Origin of the sequence: Paracoccus benzoatiresistens (assembly GCF_026913015.1) — a bacterium.
GTDB classification, from domain to species: Bacteria; Pseudomonadota; Alphaproteobacteria; order Rhodobacterales; family Rhodobacteraceae; genus Paracoccus; species Paracoccus benzoatiresistens.
This window is the reverse complement of the sequence record NZ_JAPTYD010000025.1, coordinates 15,669-36,649: the sequence shown is the minus strand read 5'-3', so window position 1 is coordinate 36,649 and position 20,981 is coordinate 15,669. Positions and strand designations below refer to the sequence as shown.

General features: G+C 63.5%; 22 protein-coding genes. 15 read left to right on the top strand and 7 right to left on the bottom strand.

What is annotated here, in order from left to right; all coding sequences use genetic code 11:
* Positions 1-2: 2 nt before the first annotated feature.
* Genes OU682_RS15085 through OU682_RS15035 form a run of 11 tightly spaced genes read left to right on the top strand, consistent with a single transcriptional unit; the run spans position 3 to position 10,206 of the window.
* Positions 3-281 carry a VirB3 family type IV secretion system protein gene (locus OU682_RS15085; RefSeq protein ID WP_268942991.1) on the top strand — a complete coding sequence of 93 codons (279 nt, stop codon included), beginning with the start codon at positions 3-5 and terminating at the stop codon, positions 279-281.
* Positions 271-2,649, top strand: a complete 2,379-nt coding sequence (locus tag OU682_RS15080) for a VirB4 family type IV secretion system protein (RefSeq protein ID WP_371832256.1) — start codon at positions 271-273, stop codon at positions 2,647-2,649. The genes OU682_RS15085 and OU682_RS15080 overlap by 11 nt, the downstream gene beginning before the upstream one ends.
* Entirely contained in the window at positions 2,642-2,866 is a 225-nt protein-coding gene (locus OU682_RS15075) for a hypothetical protein (RefSeq protein WP_268942990.1), read from the top strand. The genes OU682_RS15080 and OU682_RS15075 overlap by 8 nt, the downstream gene beginning before the upstream one ends.
* Positions 2,853-4,001, top strand: a complete 1,149-nt coding sequence (locus OU682_RS15070) for a lytic transglycosylase domain-containing protein (RefSeq protein WP_268942989.1) — start codon at positions 2,853-2,855, stop codon at positions 3,999-4,001. Before OU682_RS15075 ends, OU682_RS15070 begins: the two co-directional genes overlap by 14 nt.
* A complete protein-coding gene (locus OU682_RS15065) occupies positions 4,001-4,795 on the top strand; it encodes a type IV secretion system protein (RefSeq protein ID WP_268942988.1) in 795 nt (264 codons plus the stop codon). Before OU682_RS15070 ends, OU682_RS15065 begins: the two co-directional genes overlap by 1 nt.
* Before the next feature lie 60 nt (positions 4,796-4,855).
* Complete coding sequence (locus OU682_RS15060; RefSeq protein ID WP_130992265.1) at positions 4,856-5,503, top strand: VirB8 family type IV secretion system protein; 648 nt, start codon at positions 4,856-4,858, stop codon at positions 5,501-5,503.
* A complete protein-coding gene (locus OU682_RS15055; RefSeq protein ID WP_221831515.1) occupies positions 5,500-6,213 on the top strand; it encodes a TrbG/VirB9 family P-type conjugative transfer protein in 714 nt (237 codons plus the stop codon). The genes OU682_RS15060 and OU682_RS15055 overlap by 4 nt, the downstream gene beginning before the upstream one ends.
* Entirely contained in the window at positions 6,210-7,619 is a 1,410-nt protein-coding gene (locus tag OU682_RS15050; protein ID WP_268942987.1) for a TraB/TrbI/VirB10 family type IV secretion system protein, read from the top strand. Before OU682_RS15055 ends, OU682_RS15050 begins: the two co-directional genes overlap by 4 nt.
* Positions 7,620-7,630: 11 nt before the next feature.
* Entirely contained in the window at positions 7,631-8,719 is a 1,089-nt protein-coding gene (locus tag OU682_RS15045; protein ID WP_268942986.1) for an ATPase, T2SS/T4P/T4SS family, read from the top strand.
* Complete coding sequence (locus tag OU682_RS15040; RefSeq protein ID WP_268942985.1) at positions 8,625-9,140, top strand: hypothetical protein; 516 nt, start codon at positions 8,625-8,627, stop codon at positions 9,138-9,140. The genes OU682_RS15045 and OU682_RS15040 overlap by 95 nt, the downstream gene beginning before the upstream one ends.
* Position 9,141: 1 nt before the next feature.
* Positions 9,142-10,206, top strand: a complete 1,065-nt coding sequence (locus OU682_RS15035) for a TrbL/VirB6 family protein (protein WP_268942984.1) — start codon at positions 9,142-9,144, stop codon at positions 10,204-10,206.
* Positions 10,207-10,234: 28 nt separating this feature from the next.
* Here OU682_RS15035 and OU682_RS15030 read toward each other — a convergent pair whose 3' ends face one another.
* Genes OU682_RS15030 through OU682_RS15015 form a run of 4 tightly spaced genes read right to left on the bottom strand, consistent with a single transcriptional unit; the run spans position 10,235 to position 12,122 of the window.
* A complete protein-coding gene (locus tag OU682_RS15030; protein WP_329609813.1) occupies positions 10,235-10,606 on the bottom strand; it encodes an H-NS histone family protein in 372 nt (123 codons plus the stop codon).
* A gap of 37 nt (positions 10,607-10,643) precedes the next feature.
* Positions 10,644-11,420, bottom strand: a complete 777-nt coding sequence (locus OU682_RS15025) for an exodeoxyribonuclease III (protein ID WP_268942983.1) — start codon at positions 11,418-11,420, stop codon at positions 10,644-10,646.
* Between the two features lie 19 nt (positions 11,421-11,439).
* Positions 11,440-11,712 carry an SOS response-associated peptidase family protein gene (locus OU682_RS15020; protein ID WP_268943008.1) on the bottom strand — a complete coding sequence of 91 codons (273 nt, stop codon included), beginning with the start codon at positions 11,710-11,712 and terminating at the stop codon, positions 11,440-11,442.
* Complete coding sequence (locus tag OU682_RS15015; RefSeq protein WP_268942982.1) at positions 11,709-12,122, bottom strand: SOS response-associated peptidase family protein; 414 nt, start codon at positions 12,120-12,122, stop codon at positions 11,709-11,711. Before OU682_RS15015 ends, OU682_RS15020 begins: the two co-directional genes overlap by 4 nt.
* A gap of 156 nt (positions 12,123-12,278) precedes the next feature.
* On the opposite strand from OU682_RS15015, the gene OU682_RS15010 reads away from it, so the two are divergent.
* From OU682_RS15010 to OU682_RS15000, 3 genes are read left to right on the top strand one after another with little or no spacing between them, the layout of a single operon-like run.
* Entirely contained in the window at positions 12,279-13,022 is a 744-nt protein-coding gene (locus OU682_RS15010; protein WP_268942981.1) for an ImuA family protein, read from the top strand.
* The gene (locus tag OU682_RS15005; RefSeq protein WP_268942980.1) at positions 12,955-14,481 is read left to right on the top strand and encodes a Y-family DNA polymerase; all 1,527 of its coding nucleotides are present in this window, start codon (positions 12,955-12,957) and stop codon (positions 14,479-14,481) included. Before OU682_RS15010 ends, OU682_RS15005 begins: the two co-directional genes overlap by 68 nt.
* Positions 14,482-14,494: 13 nt before the next feature.
* Positions 14,495-17,836, top strand: a complete 3,342-nt coding sequence (locus OU682_RS15000; protein WP_268942979.1) for an error-prone DNA polymerase — start codon at positions 14,495-14,497, stop codon at positions 17,834-17,836.
* Positions 17,837-17,858: 22 nt separating this feature from the next.
* On the opposite strand, the gene OU682_RS14995 is transcribed toward OU682_RS15000, so the two are convergent.
* A complete protein-coding gene (locus OU682_RS14995; protein ID WP_371832257.1) occupies positions 17,859-18,140 on the bottom strand; it encodes an SH3 domain-containing protein in 282 nt (93 codons plus the stop codon).
* A gap of 412 nt (positions 18,141-18,552) precedes the next feature.
* Complete coding sequence (locus OU682_RS14990; RefSeq protein ID WP_268942978.1) at positions 18,553-19,644, bottom strand: IS630 family transposase; 1,092 nt, start codon at positions 19,642-19,644, stop codon at positions 18,553-18,555.
* 194 nt (positions 19,645-19,838) lie between these two features.
* Between OU682_RS14990 and OU682_RS14985 the strand changes: the two genes are divergently transcribed.
* Positions 19,839-20,021: a YdcH family protein gene (locus OU682_RS14985; protein WP_268942977.1), complete on the top strand. Its 183-nt coding sequence runs from the start codon at positions 19,839-19,841 to the stop codon at positions 20,019-20,021.
* A gap of 265 nt (positions 20,022-20,286) precedes the next feature.
* On the opposite strand, the gene OU682_RS14980 is transcribed toward OU682_RS14985, so the two are convergent.
* Positions 20,287-20,841, bottom strand: coding sequence for a VPLPA-CTERM sorting domain-containing protein (locus tag OU682_RS14980; protein WP_268942976.1), 555 nt, complete (start codon positions 20,839-20,841; stop codon positions 20,287-20,289).
* Positions 20,842-20,981: the final 140 nt, after the last annotated feature.

Below are 20,981 nucleotides of genomic sequence, written 5' to 3'. Positions count from 1 at the left end.
CCATGGTCAGACGGTCCCTGCTTTTCCTCGGTCTCATCCGCCCGCCTCGTCTCATGGGCCTGCCGATGTTCTATGCCGTAATCTGGATGGCAGGGTCCGTCCTAGCCTTTGTGTGGGCCGAGAGTTTCTGGACGCTTCTCTTCTCGGCCCTTGCCTATCCGGCCTTCTGGTTGGCTGCGGAATGGGACCCTCATTTCTTCGATGTGGTCACTGTTGTCAGCCGTCAGACCCGCCGGACCAGAAACAAAGACCTCTGGGGTGCTGACAGCTATGAACCATAACCCTCGGCTCGGGCCAGCCGCCTTCGACGTGCTGCCTTCATGGGTGCGCAAGGAACAATCGGTGGCCTCCATGCTGCCCTATGTCTCTCTGGTAAATGATCGAACCATCCGCACCAAGGGCAACGAGTTCTTCCAGTGCATCCGGGTCAGCGGGTTGAACAGTCTGACCGTGGCCGATGAGCTGCTGGATCGCGCCAAGGACATTTTTGCCAGCATTATCGCCCAGACCGGCGACAAGTTTGCCTACACGGTCCACAAGGTATCCCGCCGCATCGACACCAGCCTGCCGCCTGTGAACGGCGACAGCATGGCGGCGCAGATCGACCGGCGTTGGCAAGGCTACATGGGCCGCGCGAACCTGCGCGAACACACAATCACGATCACGGTCATCAAGCGGCCGGACGTGCTCTCGAAGATCCCGTTCAGCATCCAGAAATCACGCGCGCTGCTGGGGGGCCAGATCAGCGCCCAGGTGTCCCGACTGAGCGAGGTTGTCTCGTTTCTCTGCTCGGCCCTGTCTGGAATGGAGCCGCGTGTGCTGACGGCTGAGAGCGGTGAGCTGCTTGGCTTTCTGGAAAGCATTAACACGGGCATCGAGGTTCCGACCTTCCACACGGCCCTTGATCGCACCGTTGCGGAAACCGTCTCGAACACCCGGGTCACCTTCAAGGGCGACAAGATCTACCTGAGCGGCGGCAGCCTGCCGGATCGGGTCGGCACCATCTACTCGATCAAGGAATATCCCCGCGAGTCCTTCGTCACCATGTTCGATGAATTGGACCTGCCGGTTGATATGGTGGTCTCCAACTACTTCGTGCCGGTCAACAACAGCGTCATGGAAGAGCGGGTCGCCCGCGAATTGCGCCGCCGTGACGCGATCAACGACAAGGCCGAAAACCTGATTCTTGCCCTGCAGAATGGTCAGAACCGGCTGGCCTCGGGGGAGATCACCTTCGGGCAGCATCAGATGGCGGTCGCGGTTTATGCAGACAGCGAAGAAGAGCTTGGCCGCATCAGTTCGATGATCCGCAACATCGCCGTCACGGCGGGCGTGAAGCTGATCTCTCAAGGCTATACCGCGCGGACGGTCTATTTTGGCCAGCATCCCTGCAACCGGGCCTTCCGCATCCGGGAAGGCGCGATCACCAACGAACAGTTTGCCGACATGGCCGCGCTGCATCGCGCCGCTATGGGCAAGCCCGGCTCACGGGTGCCTTGGGGCACCACCATCACCTGGTTTCCGACCATCACGCGCAGCGCCTACCGCTTCAACTTCCACGAGGAAGGCGATCCGCAGAAAGAACCCTCCAACGGCCATACGCTTATCCTTGGCCGCATGGGGTCGGGCAAATCGGTGCAGGCCGCATTTCTGGCAGCACAGGCGCAGCGGGTCGGCGCTCGGGTCTTTGTCTTCGATTATCGCCGCGGCATGGAAATGGCGGTCCGCGCGCTTGGCGGCACCTATTCCGAGCTGAAGGCAGGCGAGCGCACGGGCCTCAATCCGCTCTGGACGGAAACCGACACGGTTGGACAGGAATGGCTGAGCGACTGGCTTATTCACCTGATGGAAAGCGGCCACGGCCCGCTCCAGCCCGAACAGTCGCGCGCCGTGCGCCATGCCGTGCGCCAGAATGCGGCTGCGCGCAATCCGCGTCTGCGGACCTGGTCCGAGTTTGCGCAATTGGTGGGCTCAACCCATGACGGGGGCGCGCTTGCCGATCGGCTGAATGAATGGACAGCGGGCCACCGCTTCGGCTGGATCTTCGGCCACGAGGTCGAGGACAGCTTCTCCCTCGACGGCCAGTTTGTCGGGTTTGATCTGACCGATATTCTCGATACCGACAATCAGAAGGCCCGCATGGCGGTCCTGTCCTATATCTTCCGCCGCATCGAGCGGAAGATCGAGGACAAGCGCCCGACCATCATCGTCATCGATGAAGCGTGGAAGGCGCTCGACAACAGCTATTTCGCGGGCCGGATCGAGAACTGGCTCGTCACGGCGCGCAAGCAAAACACCGTGGTCGTGATGATGACGCAGTTTGCGCACCAGCTGAACGCCTCGGCGCATGGACGCACGCTGCTGCAGGCTCTGCCCACGAAGATGCTGCTCCCGAACAAGGAAGCCAGCATCAGCGATTATGACGGCCTCAATCTCAACCAAAAAGAGCTGGAAATCCTCATGGGGGTGAACCCCGGCTCGCGCGTGGCCCTGCTGCGGTCCGATGACGGCTCGCATGTGATCGACACCGATTTGTCAGCCCTCGGCCCGCTCCTGACCATCCTCGGCGGCATGAAGGCGGGTGAGGCCCTGGTGGGGGCGGATTACCGGACACGGCCTGATTTCTGGAAAGGATTTGATGATGCGTAACCCTGTCCTCCTGGCGCTCTTTGCCTCCCTTGCCCTGTCGGCCTGCGCAGGCACGCAGTCACAGCCCATCAAGAGTAAATGCTTCACCGCGCGGGGCGATCTGACCTGCGATCTGCGGCCCCTGCCTGAACTGTGGGGCGAGGCGCGGCAGGATGCCGTTCGCAAGGTCGGCTTTTATGAAAACGCGGTCGAGGACGGTCCTTATGCGCAGCCCTGACCGGCTGTTTACTTGGCCGTTGGCGGCAGCGGTGCCGCTGGTGGCGCTGATGCTGTCCAGCACGTCGCTGGCGCAGGGTGTTCCGGTCTTTGATCCGGTCAAGAATGCCAAGGAAGCCGAGATTACCGCGCAGATGGAAGCTGACCTGGCGCTGCAACGGCAGAAGGCGGAGGAAGCGCGCAAGAGGCTTGAGGCAGATCGCCAGCAGGTTGAGACCCTGGGTGATGTGTCGGGCGGAATGATCCTGCCGGGTGGCGGCGCAGGGGCCGCTGCCATGATCGCGGACCTTGAAGCGGCCGGGGATGGAAAGCAGGCGGTCTATGCCACGGACAACAGCGCGGCGGCGGAGCAGCTTTTTGGCGAGGGTCGGGAAAACGTCGAGCAGATCATCATCCGCGCGGCCAGGGACACGCATCATCTTCAGAAAGCGGGCCTGTCGCTGATCCAGTGGCGGTGTTGGGTGCAGGCGATGATCTGGCAGGAAAGCCGCTTCAACCCTCATGCGGAGTCGCCGGTCGGGGCTTATGGCCTGACCCAGATCATGCCCGACACCGCCGGCGACCTGGGCATCCGGTCCACCTATCGCTCCGATCCCTACATTCAGGCAGAGGGCGGCGCGCGCTATCTGGCGCAGCAACTCAATGCCTTTGACGGCGACATGATCCTGGCACTGGCCGCCTACAACGCGGGGGCGGGCAATGTCCGCAAGCATGGTGGCGTGCCGCCCTTCGCGGAAACCCGGAAATACGTCCAAGTCATTCCCGCCAAATACCGCGAATACATGGCAAAGCTCGGGGCGGCAGACCAGATCGGCTCCATCGAGGCCTCCTATCTGGCGAATGCCGAGAAGGCGATGATCGGCGGTGCCGTCGCGCAATATGCCGACGAGGCCGGGCAGGACATGGGGTTGGCGATGGCCCGGCTCGAAGAGGCCATGTCGCGGCTCGACAAGACGGAAAACGCGGCCGAGGCGATGGCTCTGAACAGCTTTGTGCGGGCGGAGTTTGCCCGGCTTCTGGTCATTCGGACCCGGCTGATCGCGACCCGTTCCAAGCCGCTTTCGGCCGAGGCGGTGGCTGCGGCAGCGGCCTTTGCCCAGGAACGCAGATTTATGGATTTCCAAGGGAGGTTGTGATGCGAAACACCATCACCAGTCTATTTCTCGGTGCAGGTTTGTGCGTGACCTCGACGCTGGCGGTCACGTCATCCGGTTTTGCCCAGGGCGTGCCGACCATCGACACGCAGTCGATCACCCAGCAGATCACGCAGATCAAGCGGATGCTCGAAGACTTCGGCATCCAATCCGACATGCTGGATCACCTTGTCGATCAACTGGCCGAATTGCAAAGGCAGACGGCGGAGCTGGAGGGCATCTATGCCGTCCTGACCGGCAAGGCCGATATTCAGGGCCTTTTGATGGGCGGCGGCCTCGACACGGTTCTTGACCCCAAGATGACCAGCATCCTGCAAGCCGCTGGATCGGCAAGCGCGGGCGATTGGTCGGGCGTGTCCTCGGGCTATCGCACGGCGATCCAGACCAATGCCAAATCGACCATGACCAAGGCGGGCCTCGATCCTGCCCGCGTCGAGACCATGGGCAAGAGCGGCAGCGTGGCGGAAAAGCGGGCGGCGACACAGGCCACGACAGGGGCCTTGGTGGCGGCGACCGCCGATACCGCGCAGCGCGAAACCTTTGTCAGTCTTCAGCGCCTCGATACGCTTGTGGCCGAGATCCCGGAACAGACCGGCATCAAGGAGGCGATCGATCTCAACACCCGAATGATGGGCGAGGCGGTCAAGGAGCTGATCCTGAACAACCAGCTTCTCGCCATGCAGAGCTATGGGATGGGCATGTCGGATGTGTCGCAGGCGAGTGCCTGGGCGCAGGAACAGGAAATGCTCGACTTCCAAATCCCGGACCTGAGGTAAGGCCCGATGTTCGATCTCAAGAAAAACATGGAGGCGAAAGCCGCATCCGTCGCTCCGAAGATGGTCAGCGAAACGGAGGAAGAACTGATCTATGGGGAACGCCGCCGTGGCGCGTTCTGGCAGAAGTTCGGCATAGCCGGTTGGGGCTTTGGCGCCCTTGGTTGCCTCATGGCAGCCGTGGTCGCGGCCAGTCATGAAACCCCTGCCCCGGTCCTCGTGCCGTTTGATCCATCGAGCGGCATGGCGCTGCCGACCGCGAACCTGCAAGCCATATCCCTCGATCACCGGGATGCGGTCGTTCAGTCGCTTGTCCATTCCTATGTGCGCGACCGCGAGACCTTCAATCAACTCGACAATGATGTGCGGGTCCGCTCAGTCATCGACCGTTCATCCGGCGCGGCACTTGCCTCGATGCGCAGCCTCTGGTCCTCGGAAAACCCGGACTATCCCGAACGGAAATACGGACCCCGCGCCCGGATGGATGTGGAGATCCTGTCGGTCACGCTGATCACCGAGGATCGCGCCCAGGTCCGGCTGCGCAAGCGCCTGGCCGATGATGGGGGCATCACCGAGGGCCTGTTCAGCGCCACCCTGGCGTTCCGCTACGAGACCACCGAGGCCCGGCCTCTCGATGAGGTTTGGACGAACCCCTTTGGCTTCAGTGTCTACGAATATGCCATCACGTCTGACCGGTTGGAGGTCCAATGAAACGCGCTCTTGGTTTTGTTGCAGCCCTGGCTGCTGCCAGCATGGGTGTCTCCGCAGCTTGGGCTGAAGTCACGCCCCGCGCCGGAAATCTCGATGCCCGTGTCCGCTATGCCCAATGGGTCGATGGACAGGTTTACCGCATCCAGACGCAGATGGGCCGGGTCACGTCCGTGGAGTTTGGCCCGGATGAACAGATCACCTCTGTCATTGCGGGCGATACCGTCAGCTTCAACTTTGACGCGGTGCCGGGCGGCAGCGCCTTCGTGATGAAGCCCACGACCAGCGGCGCTGCCACCAACATCAACGTCTATACCAACAAGCGGCAATATTACTTCGAGGTCTCGGAGTCGTCCTCCGCGCAGTTTTCGGTGGTCCGCTTTACCTATCCGCGCGGCTCGGGGGGTACGACGCCTGCCAACCGGCAGATCGCCCGTGGGCCTGCCAATCATGACTATGGTGGAAACGTGGTGAACGGCACGACGCCCACGCAGGTCTGGGATGATGGGGCCTTCACCTACTTCAAATTCCGCCGCAACGGCGAGCTGCCCGCGATCTTCAAGGTCACGGCCGGACAGGAGGTCACGGTCAACTCGCAGACCATGCCTGACGGCGTGGTGCGGGTGACGGGCACAAGCCCCTTCTGGGTGCTGCGCTTGGGCAAGGTCGAGTCCACCGTGGGGATGATGAAAGCCGTAAGGTTGGTGAAATGAGCGATGGGGCAAACAACGATCTTCGTCAGCGGCTCGCCTCCCTGAACGATCAGGAGGCCGGAACGGATGGAACCGGACGGGCAGCCAAGCCCGGTGCGGCCAAGCTGGCCCTGGCTCTCGGCGGCGCAGCCGTTCTGGCCGGTGCGGTCTATGTTTATAGCCAACCGGAAGGCGAGACGGTTCTTCCCGTGAGACAGGCCCAGGAGTTCCAGCCGGAAGGCAGCGGCTTTGGGGACATGGACCGGCCGCAGCGCGAGGAACCCGCGCCTGAACCCGCAGCCGTGGTGGAGGCTGTGCCGGACCCGGTTCCGGCCCCCGACAATTCGGAAATCATCGAGTTGATCCGAAGCCTTCAGGCGCAAGTCGATGCCTTGTCCAAGCCCGCACCCGAGGCTGAAAGCCCGGCATCGGACGGCGAGAACGAGGCCCTTGCCACCCTGCAGGGCGAGTTGGAGGAACTTCGCCAGCAAGCGGAAAATCGCGAGCGCGAGCTTCAGAACATGCTGAGCGACCGCGATTTGCAGATTGCTGGCCTGAACAATGAAATGGACATGCTGCGCCTGCAAGGCGGAGGTGGGGGCTTCGTGCCGGGCAGCGACGATGATCTTTTGGCGCAGCGGCGGCAGGCCGCGGAAGAAGCCGCGCAACTGGAACAGCAGCGCCTGCAATCCTCGATGATCGCGATCGGCGGCGGCGATGGTCCCGGAGGGGTCTTTGCGGAGGCCGCAGGCTTGGGTGATGCGGCCGCCGCGCAGCAGGCAGCGAAACTCAGCGATGACGCTGCCTTTGTGCGCAATGCCGGACGCCCGGTGCCCGTGCAGCGCGCGGAAATCATCGTCAACCCGGCCAACACCGTCACGCAAGGCACGATGATCCAGGCGGTTCTGGAAACCGCCATCGACTCGACCCTTGAAGGACCGATCCGGGGCGTGGTGACAATCGATGTGGTCAGCTATGACGGGGCGCGCATCCTCATTCCGCGTGGCTCGAAGCTGATCGGCAGCTATTCGGCGGATGTGGACACCGGGCAGAACCGGCTTCTGGTCGCGTGGGAACGCATCATCATGCCCGACAATCAGTCGGTGCAGATCAGTTCCTTCGGCGGTGACGCGCTTGGCCGCTCGGGCACGACCGGCAAGGTCAACAGCCACTTCTTCAAACGGTTCGGGGCGGCGGCGCTGATTTCCACGATCTCTGCCATTCCTTCGCTTCTGGAAGATGAAGACAGCGGCGGTGGCGTGACGATCTCGACAGGCGGCTCGGATGCTGCGACGGGCGTGGCGGATGCTCTCGGCGGCGCAACGGACGCGGCCATCGGGAAATACATCTCGATCCCGCCGACGATCACTGTGGCCCAAGGCACCCGCGTCACAGTGATGGTGGACCGCGATTTGGAGATATTCTGAGCATGGATGACATGAGCCACGGCAGCTATCTCGACGAAGCTCTGGCGGCGATTGGAGCTGTCATCCACAGCCCTGCCCTTGTGGAAATCGCCATCAACCCGGACGGGCGCATCTGGTCCCTCCAGCACGGCGATGCGGCCATGCAGCCGGTCGAACGCGCGCCCATGAGCGCGATGGAGATAGACGATCTTGGCCGTCGCATCGCCAGTGCCGGGCGGCTGACCATCGGCAAGGAGGCCCCGATCATTTCCACCTCCGTGATCTACAAGGGGCGGCCCATCCGCGCCCAGGTGGTCACGGCCCCGGCCGTCTCGACGGGCGCGGCGATCTCGCTGCGCTTCTTTTCCACCCTGCCCCTCGACCAGATCACGGTCAAATACCTCCATGGCCGGGAATATTTGGTGGACGCGGCCCGCGCCGACATGAAGCGCGAACTGAAGACGCTTGCGGCCTCCGGCCAGATCGACGCGGCCATGGCCTTCATCGTCAGGCACAAGATGAATGCCCTGATCGCGGGGGCGACAGACAGCGGAAAGACCGTCTTTGCCCGCAAGATGCTCTCCTATGTCCCCAACAGTGAGCGGCTGATCACCATTGAGGACGCGGCAGAGCTGGTGCCTGCGCAGCCCAATGTCGTGACGCTGATTGCGGACCGCGACAGCTGGACCCGCTCGCCGGATGTTCTTCTCACCTCCTGCCTTCGCATGCGGCCTGACCGGCTGGTCGTGGGCGAGGTGCGCGGCAAGGAAGCCATGACCTTTATCGAGGCCATCAACACCGGCCATGGCGGTTCGATGACGACGATCCATGCCGAAACGCCGAAGCTCGCCTTGGCAAAGCTCGCCATCATGGCGCTGAAGGCGGACCTGCCGCTAACCTACACGGACACGCTGCGCTACATCGGCAGTTCCATCGACGTGGTGATCCAGACCGGCCGCGCCGGGGGTGATCGCGGCGTTCTCGAATTTCACATCCCTGACAATTCCGACGAAGGAGAGGCACCCCATGTTCGACCGCAACGCGATGCTGCTTGGTGCAGCGTCGGCAGCCGTTGGCATGATCGCCGGGGCGGTGGTGATGACCAACGTGCTTCGCGCTGATCCGTCGCCGTTCCCGGATACAGGGAAAATGGCGGAAGCGGCCCAGGCTGAACGCGACGTCTTGGACTTCACGATGCCGGACCTGTCCGAACCTCAAACCGGCGAAAAGAGGTCGCGGCATGGCTGCGTCATGCCTGCGCTGCCGAAATGGGCGGATGATCTGCCACCCGCCGAGGCGCGGCGATCTTTGCTCTTGAAGGATCTCTACAACATCGGCCGCCAGCAGGCGATCATCGAGACAAACTCCTGCCCCTGCGAGGTTGAGTTTCCGTCATGGGACGAAGCCGAACGGCAGTATGAGGAGCTGACGGCTGGCAAGGACCGCGATGGAGTATTCAAAATTGCGAGTCAGGTTGGCCGGGAGGCAGGCGACACCCTGAAACAGTCGCTGGATATTTGCAAAGCATGGCGAGGGCGCTGACATGTCCGCTGTCCAACTGATCGTGGGTTCAGCCGAGTCCTTCCTGACCAATGCCGCCAGATCGACATTCCTGGGACTGGTGGAAGCCTCCGGCACGCTCGTCGGGTATATGGCGGTTCTGGCTGTCGCCCTGGTCGGCATCAACATGATGCTGCAACTGCTTCCCATGACCTGGGGCCACGCTTTGAGCCTGATGATCAAGCTGGCCCTGATCGGTATCTTTGCCTGGAACTGGAACCAGTTCTGGGCTGTAGCGGGCGGCATCCAGAAAGCCATCGAGGCCACGGCTGGCGGCATTCTGGCATCGAGCGGAGACGGCCTGAGCGGGCCGACGATCGCCGATGGCTTCGCCACCGCCATCGACGACATGATGGACAAGTTCACGGTTGCGGCCACGAACATCGCTGCGGAAATGGGTGGGTGGTTTGTGACCGCCATTGTCTCCGGGATCTGCCTCCTGCTGATTGGCACCATATCGGCAGTAGCGGCCGTGCTGATTCTCTTCCCGAAGGTGGTCATCACCGTGCTTCTGGGTCTCGCGCCGATTGTCATTGCCCTGACCTTGTTTGAAGCCACAAAGGGCTTCTTCGAGCGGTGGGTGTCGGCCTGCGTCAGTTGGTCTCTTTACCCCCTGTTCATCGCCTCGATCTTCTCGATCATGATCTCCATGGGGACCGACCTAGTGGACCGCATCGGAACCTCCAACTTCGCCAGCATCGGGGCCTTTGTACCGTTCATTGTCCTGATGATCCTGATCCTGCTCTGCATGGCCCTTCTTCCCTCTCTTGTCAGTTCCGTGTCTGGAAACATGCAGATGATGGGCTTGGCGGCTGTTGGTCTCATGGCCGGAAGAAGTGTCGGGTCGTATGTGGGGGGCGCTAGAAACGCGGCCTCAGCGATAAAGACTACAACTCAAGCGGCGAAGCAAACCTATCGAGGTGAAAGTGCGATTGCTCGTGGGTCCCAAGCATTTGTCTCCCATCCAACGGTCTCCCAAGCAACAACAGGTGTGGCTGAATCCATAAACCGGATGCAGGCTAAGGCGCGCGCCTTAGCCAAAAAATAACCCCCGATTGCGGGGGTTATCAGTGTCCTTAGATTGCGAAATCGTCGAGCGACTTTCCGGCTTCCAGGGCTTCGGCAATCCAGCCGGGCTTTCGGCCGCGACCGCTCCAGGTCAGGTCTGGGTTTTCGGGATGGCGGTATTTCGGCTCGACCTTTTGCTTGGCGGGCTGAGCGGCCAGCATGTCTTCAAGCGAGGCAAAGCCCGCAGCCTTGGCGATCTCGGTCGCCTTCTGGATGGCATCTTTTTTCCGACGGTTTTCGAAATCAGCAATGGCGGCTGCGGATTTCTTGTTGATCTCTTTCAGCTGCTCAAGCGACAGCTCGTTGTAAGTGATGTCCATGACGGTCTCCTTAATTGCCTGTCGCAATACAGAAACAATCCCCGATAGGAAAGCCTCCAATCTGCAGGGCAGGTTTGATCTTCAGAGAGAAATCGGATCACTTCATGTCGAGCACAATCCAAACCGGCGCATGATCGCTGGCTTTCGGCCGGCCGCGCATAACCTGATCAACACCGGCGTCTTTGAGCCTTGCTGCCAAACCGGGAGAGAGCAGCAGGTGATCAAGCCTCAGTCCGGCATTCCGCTCCCAGGCCTGCCGCAGATAATCCCAGAAGGTATAAACGGGCATGCCGGGATGGATCTCCGCAATGGCATCACACCAACCCTGTTTCAGAAGGGACGCATAAGCCTTTCGGACGTCTGGCAGAAACAGGGCGTCATCGCGCCAGCGATCGGGGTTATAGACATCGCGCTCGGTCGGAGTGATGTTGTAGTCTCCGGCAAGGATCACCGGCACGTTCAGTGCGAGCAGCTGTTTTGCATGGGCGGTGAGCTGCTTTAGCCATCCGAGCTTATAGTCCCATTTCGGACCCGGTGCAGGATTGCCATTGGGGGAATAAAGGCAGCCCACTAGCAGGCCATTCACCGCCGCCTCGATATAGCGGCTCTGGCTCGGATCGGGGTCCCGGGGCAAGCCGCGGCGCGTCAGCACCGGCTCGCTGCCGCGCGACAGGATCGCCACGCCGTTCCAGCGGCTCTGGCCGTGCCAAACGGAGCCATAGCCGGCATCGGCCAGCTGCCGTTCCGGGAACTTCGCCTGCGGCGCCTTCAGCTCCTGCAGGCAGACGATATCTGGCTGCGTCTCAGCCAGCCAGGACAGCAGCGTCTCCAGCCGACCATTGATGCCATTGATGTTGTAGGTGGCGATCCGCACCCCCCTGCCCTGCCCCATCTCAAAGAAGCCGTCCCTGCGGTTCGTTAGGAGCTTTTTCTGGTAGCACGATCAGCTCCTCATCGGCCAGCGGCCGCTGCAGCGCCTGGGCCTGCGACCACTCTGCCGTCATCCACATCTCCATCTCGTCCTCGGTTGTCAGGATTACCGGCATGGCCTTGGGATGAACCTTGCCCACCACCCTATTCGGCTCGCAGGTCAGAAAGGCGAAGAACTGATGCTCGCCCGGGCGCGGGGTCTTCATCGAGCCGCGGACCCCTCGCCACGACGTCAAGATGCCCGCGAAGAAGAACAGCGGCCGGCTCGCGTCCAAGGCGAACCAGTGCAGCGGCTAGCGCTTTGTTGCCGGTCTGGCTTCTGCCCGTATTCCGAGAAGGCGGTGGCCGGCACCAGGCAGCGGTTCTCGACGCCCAGCCAGCGGCGCCAATGCGGACTCCAGGTGTTGCGGATGTTGGTGACACCGGTATCGGGCGCATCCTTTGCCTTCAGGAACTGCGGCGGGGTGGGCATGCCCCATGTCAGCCGGGACAGTTCACGCCCCTCAGCGGTGTTGCGCACCACCGGCGCGGGACGATCGGGATAGACATCGAGGTGCGGCTCGAGGTTGCCGAGGCTGTCCGTCATTGCCTGCGCCAGATCGCGGATCGCCTGCTGGTTGGTGGTCAGGTTGTAGAGGTTGCACATCGTCGGCTCTGCTGATCACGACAGTATAACGCGGCAGAACCCGCGAAATATCCCCAGATCATTCTGCGGCATCCTGTTGACACCCCGGTGCTTTAGGGAACAAAACAGGAACAATGCCTGTTCGTCTGCCATTGCTTCACTGGAGCGTCCTTTCTCATGCCTGCCCGGTCCTTCAACCCAGCCATCGCTGCCCTGCGCGAGCAGATCGCAGCCATGGAGGGCGAGAGTGCAGCGGCGCGTGGTGCGCTACCCTTCGGTGTGCCGGAACTGGACCGCCGCCTGCCCGGTGGCGGTCTGGCGCTCGGCTGCCTGCATGAGGTGGCGGGCGGCGGCAACGGTGCGGTGGACGGGGCGGCGGCTTCCTGCTTTGCAGCGGGCATTGCCGCCCGTCTTCCGGGACAGGTGCTCTGGTGCGTGACGCAGGCTGATCTCTTTGCGCCAGGGCTGGAGCAGGCGGGCCTGGGTCCCGACCGGGTGATCTATGTCGAGGCCGGAGATGATGTCTCGGTGCTGGCCTGCATGGAGGAAGGCTTGCGCCATGGCGGTCTTGGCGCGGTCGTGGCCGATGTGGCGCGCCTTTCGATGACCGCTTCGCGCCGGCTGCATCTGGCGGCGAAGGGTTCGGGCACCACCGGCATCGCGCTGCGCCGCTGGCGGCGTCAGCAGGAGGCCTATGACTTCGGGCTGCCGACTGCGGCCATGACCCGCTGGCGCATCTCGGTCCTGCCGTCCGCTCCCTTGCCCGTTCCCGGTCTCGGCCGGGCCCGCTGGCTCATCGAGCTGATCCGGGCACGGGCGGGGGAAAGTCTCGATATCGAACTGGAGGCGTGTGATGGCACGGGTCATCTCGGTCACCCTGCCGCTTTGGCCGATCGACCGGCTCAGGCGGTCGGCGCCTGAGGGAATATCTGGCTCGGACGCGCGGCCGCTGGTGCTCGCTGGCCGCGTCGGCAGCCGCAGGTTGGTGACAGCGGCTTGTGCTGTGGCCCAGGAGCTGGGACTCTCGGTCGGCATGCCGGTGAGCAAGGCGCAGGCGATGGTGCCGGGGCTGCAGGTATTGCCCCATAATCCCCAGGCCGATGCAGCGTCGCTGGAACGGCTGGCGCTCTGGGTCCTGCAGCGGGTCTCGCCGATCGTGGCGGTCGATCCGCCCGATGGGATGGTGATCGACTCCACCGGTGCCGATCACCTGCATGGCGGCGAGGACGCCCTCCTGGAGACCCTGATCGGTCGGCTGGTCATGTCGGGCGTCACGGCACGAGCCGCCATTGCCGACACCTGGGGCGCCGCTCATGCCTTGGCCCGCCATGTCGCAGCGCCAATGCATGTGGCGGAGCCGGGCACGGCCGAGGCACTGCTGAGCCCCCTGCCCCTCTCGGCCCTGCGGCTGCCGCCCGCGACGCTCGCGAGCCTCCGCACCCTGGGCTTTGTCTGCATCGGCGATCTTCTCCATCAACCCCGTGCGCCGCTGACCCGACGCTTCGGCCCCGACCTCTGCCGCAGGCTGGATCAGGCCCTGGGTCATGCGTCGGAGCCGATCGAGCCGCTGCGCCCGTCGGAGCTTGTGGAGGTTCGTCGCGCCTTCGCTGAACCCATTGCCGCCGCCGAGACCATCGCCCGCTACATCGGCAAGCTGGTGGTGCAGCTTTGCGCGGCCCTGGAGGAGCGCGGCCTCGGGGCCCGCAGGCTTGATCTGCTCTGCTGGCGGGTCGATGCCCATGTGCAGACGGTGCGGGTGGGGTTGGCCAAGCCGCAGCGCGATCCGCAGCTGCTGACCCGGCTTCTCTGCGAGAAGATCGAGACCATCTCGCCGGGCTTCGGCATCGAGATCCTGTCGCTGACGGCGGTCATGGCGGAACCTTTGGAATCCCGGCAGGTGGCCAGCTCGCTCCTGGAGGCCCCTGCCCCGGATCTCTCCGGTCTGGTCGATGTGCTGGCCAACCGCGTCGGCGCCCGCGGCGTCTACCGCATGGCGCCCGTCGCCAGCGATGTGCCAGAGCGCTCCGTCATCCGCGTCGCGCCCTTGTCCGATCCTGTGGGCGCCGGCTGGCCCGATCACTGGCCGCGACCCACGCGTCTGCTGCCCCGGCCGGAGCTGATCGAGACCCTGGCGCTGCTGCCGGACCATCCGCCTGTCTGGATCGCCTGGCGCGGCATCCGCCGCAAGGTCGCCCGTGCCGATGGACCCGAGCGGGTCTTCGGCGAATGGTGGAAGCGTGATGCCGAGATGATTGCGGTGCGCGACTACTTCCGCATCGAGGATGAGGCCGGCGAGCGCTACTGGGTGTTTCGCGCCGGCGACGGCGAGAACAGCGAGACCGGCAGCCACCGCTGGTTCCTGCACGGGGTGTTCGGATGAACGGTGTCATCGGATGACCGGGCCGCGCTATGCCGAGTTGCAGGTGACCTCGCCCTTCTCTTTCCTGCGCGGTGCTTCCTCGGCCGAGGAGTTGTTCGCCACGGCGGCGATGATGGGGATCGAGGCTCTGGCCGTGACCGACCGCAACACGCTTTCTGGCATTGTCCGGGCCTGGGAGGCCGCCAAGGCTACGGGTGTGCGGCTAGTGGTCGGCTGCAGGCTTGATCTCGCCTGCGGCATGGCGCTGCTGGTCTATCCCATGGACCGGGCGGGTTATGGCCGTCTCTGCCGCTTGCTCACCCTTGGCAAGTCCCGCGCCGGCAAGGGCAAGTGCCATCTTGAGTGGTCCGATGTCGCCGAGCATGCCGAGGGCCTCATCGCGGTGCTGGTGCCGGATCTGGCCGATGACACCTGTGCGCTGCGCCTGCGCCGGCTGCGCGATGTCTTCGGTGACCGCGCCTATCTGGCCCTCACCCTGCGCCGCCGTCCCAATGACCAGCTGCGGCTGCATGAGCTGTCGACAATGGCTGCGCAGCTGCGGGTGCCGACGGTCGTCACCAATGACGTGCTCTATCACGAACCCTCCCGCCGCATCCTGCAAGACGTGGTCACCGCCATCCGCCACAATGTGACAGTCGAGGTCCTCGGCTTTCGCCGCGAGCGCCATGCGGACCGGTATCTGAAGCCGCCCGCCGAGATGCACCGGCTCTTCTCGCGCTACCCGGAGGCTCTGGCGCGGACAAGGGAGATCGTGGACCGATGCCGCTTCTCGCTCGATGAGCTGCGCTACCAGTATCCCGAGGAGCGGGACGATCCGACCCTCACCCCGCAGGAGACCTTGGAGCGGCTGACCTGGGAGGGCGCGGCGGAGCGTTATCCCGAAGGCGTGCCGGATGAGGTAAAGGCGTCGCTGGCTCACGAACTGCGCCTGATCGGCAAGCTTGCCTATGCCCCCTACTTCCTGACCGTCCACAGCATTGTCCGCTTTGCCCGCTCCCGCGGCATTCTCTGCCAAGGCCGCGGCTCGGCAGCGAACTCCGCCGTCTGCTATGTGCTGGGCATCACCGCCATCGATCCGGGCCGCAATGATCTTCTCTTCGAGCGCTTCGTGTCCGAGGAACGCCATGAGCCGCCGGACATCGACGTCGACTTCGAGCACGAGCGCCGCGAGGAGGTGATCCAGTGGGTCTATGACACCTACGGCCGTGATCGCGCCGCCCTCTGTGCCACGGTGATCCGTTACCGCGCCAAGGGGGCGCTGCGTGACGTCGGCAAGGCCATGGGTCTGCCCGAGGACCTGATCCAGACCCTCTCCGGCCAGATCTGGGCCTGGTCCGAGGAGGGCGTCAGCGAGGCGCAGATCAGGGAGCTGAACCTCGATCCCTCCGATCGGCGCTTGCGGCTGACGCTGGAGTTGGCCCGCCAGCTCATGGGCTTTCCCCGGCACCTGTCGCAGCATCCGGGCGGGTTTGTCCTGACCCAGGATCGGCTGGACGATCTGGTGCCCATCGAGCCCGCCGCCATGGAGGACCGGCAGATCATCGAATGGGACAAGGACGACATCGATGCGCTGCGCTTCATGAAGGTCGATGTGCTGGCACTCGGCATGCTCACCTGCATGGCCAAGGGATTGGCACTCATCGAGGCGCACAAGGGTGTCCGCTATGACCTCGCCACCATCCCGCCCGAGGACCCGCGCACCTATGCGATGATCAGGAAGGCCGATACCTTGGGCACCTTCCAGATCGAGAGCCGGGCGCAGATGGCCATGCTGCCCCGCATGAAGCCGCGGACCTACTATGACCTGGTGGTGCAGGTGGCGATCGTCCGTCCCGGCCCGATCCAGGGCGACATGGTCCATCCCTATCTGCGACGGCGCGAGGGCCTGGAGCCGGTGGAGTATCCCACCCCCGAACTCGAGAAGGTGCTGGGCAAGACCCTGGGCGTTTCGCTCTTTCAGGAACAGGCCATGCGGGTCGCCATCGAATGCGCGGGCTTCACCCCCGGCGAGGCCGACATGCTCCGGAAGTCCATGGCCACCTTCAAGTTCACCGGCGGGGTGTCTGCCTTCAAGGACAAGCTGGTCTCGGGCATGGTCCAACGTGGCTACGATCCCCACTTCGCCGAGCGCACTTTCCGCCAGCTTGAAGGCTTCGGCTCCTACGGCTTTCCCGAAAGCCATGCGGCCAGCTTCGCGCTCGTCGCCTATGCGTCGGCCTGGCTGAAGTGCTGGCACCCCGACGCCTTCTGTGCGGCGCTCCTGAACAGCCAGCCGATGGGCTTCTATGCCCCCGCGCAAATCGTCAGGGACGCGCAGGAGCACGGCGTCGAGATCCGGCCCATCTGCGTCAACGCTTCCCGCTGGGACTGCACGCTGGAGCCCACCGGACGGCCCGAGGACGAGGGCAGCCGCTTTGCAGTGCGTCTCGGCCTGAGGATGACCAAGGGACTGGCCAACAGCCATGCCGCAGCCATTGTCGCGGCGCGGGGCGATCAGCCCTTTGCCTCGGTCGAGGATCTGTGGCGCCGGGTTCGTGTGCCGATGGCTAGCCTCACCCGCATTGCTGAGGCCGACGGGTTCCGGCCCTCGCTCGGGCTCAGCCGCCGTGAGGCGCTTTGGGCCATCAAGGGGCTTGGGCCGGAGGAACTGCCGCTTTTTGCCGCGGCACAGGAAGCGTCGGAGCGGAAGAGACAGGAGGAGGCCGAGGCAGATACGGACCTAGAGACGAAGGCCTCAGGGGAGTTAAACGACGATGCCGAAGCGGAAGCTCAGGAACCAACCGTTGCACTCCGGCTGATGACGCGGGGTCGCGAGGTGGTCGAGGACTACGGCCATACCGGCCTCAGCTTGCGCCGGCACCCGGTCTCGTTCTTGCGGGAAAATCTGAAGGAGCGGAAGATCATCACCTGCGCCGAGGCCATGGCCAGCCGGGATCGCCGCTGGTGCGCGACCGCAGGCCTGGTTCTGGTGCGTCAGCGGCCGGGGTCAGCCAAGGGGGTGATGTTCATCACGCTGGAGGACGAGACAGGCGTCGCCAACCTCGTGGTCTGGGCAAAGGTCTTCGAGGCGCACCGGCGCATCGTGCTTGGTGCCAGCATGATCGGCGTGCAAGGCCGCATCCAGCGCGAGGGCGAGGTGGTCCATTTTGTGGTGCATCGGATCGAGGATCTATCGCGGGAACTCGCCAGCGTCGAAACACACGGGGCGGCGTTTCCTCTCCCGCAAGGACGGGGTGATGAGGGGCCGCCCGCGCAACGGGAAGGAAACCCGCCCCAGGCTCCCCAGCCGCGCGACATCTTCATCCCAGACCTGCATCTGGATGCGATCCGGGTGAAGGGGCGAAACTTCCACTGAGCGTGAGCCGAGTAGCGCCCGGTCAGCGATGCGCCAGATAGTCCGCTGATACATAACCCGATACACTTGGCTTCTCGGCGAGCGAGACCCTGCACCAGACCTTGCCGTCATTCGTCACGCAGTTCCGGCGGATCAGGCGTGTTCCATCGGGCAGCCCGATGATGATGTTGTGGTCCAAGCCCGGACCTTCGCGCAGCTTCAAGAGATCATCAGGCCCGGCTCCCTTGACCACGGCGCCGGAGCCGACCGCGCATGCGGTGGTGACGGCAAGAGCAAAAAGAGCAGCAAAAGGAGTTCGCATCATCCAACCCTGATCGTTTTCCAATCACTACGACACCAGAATGCCAGAATACAGCGGGCACATTCTGGACGCGAAGACCCTCGCCCGCACCGGTCGAAATATCCTCGGCCAATATGGACGGGCTCGGGAGGGTGACGTTTTCGGTCGACGCAGAGCTATTGGAGAAGAGCCTGAACCTGTCCGTGGCCTGGGCCGAGGATACTGAGGTAACCTCCTGACTAGGGGGTGCCTCCCTGCAAAGCCCGGCTACTCCCCGCTGATCCAGATCCCGTCGTGACCTCTCGACACGTCCAGAGCCTCTGCCGCACGTTCGGCCCGGATGGCTTCATACAGGGCGGCCTCGCAGACTGGCTGGGGATCGCCCCCAGTTCCCCGGGCTTCTGTGGCGCGCCTAGTGTTCCGAGTCTGACACTTGCTACCGGTTTCCCCGAATTTCATCGAGGGCGTTCAACGCGCGGCTCTCTCGGGCGAGGATTTCTTGGGCCGATTTGGTCCAGGTGAAGGGCTTTGGGCTGGCGTTGTGCTGGAGGAGGTAGTCGTAGATGGCAGCTTCGAGGTCGCCGACGCTGGCGTAACTGCCGCGCCGGATGCGCCGCGTCGTGATCTCGGCGAAGAACCGTTCGACCATGTTCAGCCACGACGCGCTGGTCGGCGTGAAATGCAGGTGGAAGCGCGGGTGCCTCGAAAGCCAGGCCGTCACCTCCGGGGTCTTGTGGGTCGCGTAGTTGTCCAGCACGAGGTGCACCGCGCGCGACTTCGGCACGTCCCGGTCGATGCGGCGCAGGAATTTCAGGAACTCCTTCGCCCGGTGGCGGGGCTGGCATTCTGCGATCACCTGGCCCGACTTCACGTCGAGCGCCGCGAACAGCGTGGTCGTGCCGTGTCGCTTGTAATCATGGGTCATCGTGGCCGCCCGACCCTTCTTGAGCGGCAGCCCCGGCTGGGTCCGATCGAGCGCCTGGATCTGCGACTTCTCGTCGACGCAGAGCACCACCGCCCGCTCCGGCGGGTCGAGGTAGAGCCCGACGATGTCGGTGACCTTCTCCTCGAACAACGGGTCGTTCGAGACCTTGAAGGACTTCGTCAGATGCGGCTTCAGCCCCGCCTCGGCCCAGATCCTCCCCACGCTCGACGGCGAGATCCCGACCACCTCGGCCATCAGGCTGCGGGTCCAGTGCGTAGCATTGGGCGGGCTCTCCTGCACCGTCTTGGCGATCACCTTCAGGCGCGTCTTCCGCGGCAGCGGCGGCACGCGCGACGGCCGGGTCTTGTCGCGCTTCAGGCCGTCCACGCCTTCGTCGAAGTACCGCTCCTGCCAGCGCCAGACGGTGGGCTTCGACGTGTCCGCGCGCCGCATGATCTCGCCCGTGCCGTGACCGTCCGCCGTCGCCAGCACGATCTGCGCTCGCCAGACGAGCTTGCGCGGGGTGTTCCGGTCAGCGAGCAGGGATTGGAGTTTGGCTCGGTCGTCAGGGCTCAGGTACAGGCAGATGTCATTGCGTCTCATGCCCCGACACTGACACGTCCGGCTGCGCTATGGAATCCTCCGTCAGGTGTGGAACACTAGCATCAGGCTAAACAAAGTTCTTCGCCATGCAGCGTGCCTTTCATGGACACGTGGACCATAAGCGGTCCGCTGCCCTGGAATTGGCATCTGTCGTGCATAAGTCGAGTATGGAACTGACAAATGGAGGTTACGACATGGGCGACATCACCGGCCGGATCGAAGCGCTGAACGGGCGTCACGCGGCGCTCGAGGATCAGCTCGCGGAGCTTCTGAAGCGCCCCTCGGCAAGCGCCGAGGAGATCGCCGCCATCAAGAAGGAAAAGCTCGAGATCAAGGACGAGCTTGCCCTGCTGCAGCGCGACACCGCCGAGGCCTGACGGCATGCCAGCGCCGGCACCTGCCGGCGCAGCTTTCAGAAAATAAGGCCCCCGTTGATTGCCGGAGGCTTCTCTTTCTACGGCATAACTGTCCCTGTCCTGACGACTTCATTCACGATACCTTCCCGTTCGTGAAGGGCAGAACCTGGGACGCGGGGTGCGTGACGTGAAGCAGTCGGCTGGTCCAACGGCGCGCAGTCTCTTTGTAAGTAAGATATTTAGCCGCTACCTGGCATGCTGCGATCCCTTGGGCATCCGATCTTGATCAAGCTGCCAGACGCTGGCGGCGACGCATCAAGACAAGTCCGGCCATGCCTGACAAAAGCAGCACGACGGCACCAGGCAGCGGGACGACTGCAGGGTTCACAGGTTCGCCCTGCCCGTCGTCGCGGTCGATGGTTTCAGGTCCGCTCGGATCAGCCGTCAGCTGCAGATATTCGACGTTGCCGGAGCCGTAAGTGGAACGCACCCAGACGTAGGCAGTCTCAACGACCTTGCCGAAATCCAGCAGGAGCGAGGACTGCGTGACGCTTTGGCCCCAAGGATCGAAAACGAGGTTCCATGAGCCCCCACTGTGACCCATCTCGAAGTTCTGGGCATAGTTGTTGGCAGTCATCCAGCCGTTCTCGAACTCGGACCACTTCACGTAGCCGCCAAAGTTCCGATATGACGAGAGCCCTTCAGTGGGAAGGCTGAAGGTGATCGAGGTGGAGTCCTCGCCGGTGACTGTGTAGCGAAGCCACTCGCCGCCATTCAGTGTTGCGGCGGATACACTGGCCGGAAGGACAGTGAGGGCCAGGGTTGCCAGCAGTTTTTTCATTGGATGTGCCTTTGCACGGACAAAATCACTCATCTAGCGGCGGGATGTCCGTGGAGACCGACGCAACCGCCGACAAGTACGTCTGATGTCAGGTCGATCAGAACAGCGGATACTTTCGCGCAGAGCGTCAATCAACAGAA